Raw genomic sequence first — 322 nt, forward strand, 5'->3', positions numbered from 1 at the left:
TCAAGTTGGCGAAGCGGCGGTAGCCTTCGGCGCCGGCGGAGTTCACCAGCACCGTCACCGGGCCCAGTTGTTCCCGGATCGCGGTGAGCGCGGCGTCGATCTGGGCGCGGTCGGTGACATCGGCGGTGTGGTCGAATTCGGACTCGCCGGGTTTGATGTCGAGAGTGGCCACGCGAAAGCCGTCGGCGCGCAACCGATTCGCCACGGCCAGCCCGATGCCGGACCCGCCCCCGGTGACCACCGCTGTTCTCACGCCCACGGTTCGGCTCCCGCGATCGTGGTGCGGTGCAGTTCGCGTTCGGAGCTGGCGTCGTAGTGCAGG

Annotated in this window: 1 protein-coding gene; it reads right to left on the reverse strand. The window is 69.3% G+C overall.

The genetic code is table 11. The features are described 5' to 3' along the window. On the reverse strand, positions 1–241 hold a 241-nt coding region (locus ACGF5C_RS35315; protein WP_393308836.1), incomplete at its 3' end, for an SDR family NAD(P)-dependent oxidoreductase. Positions 242–322 lie beyond the last annotated feature (81 nt).

Origin of the sequence: Micromonospora sp. NPDC047620, from assembly GCF_043205005.1 — a bacterium.
GTDB lineage: Bacteria > Actinomycetota > Actinomycetes > Mycobacteriales > Micromonosporaceae > Micromonospora.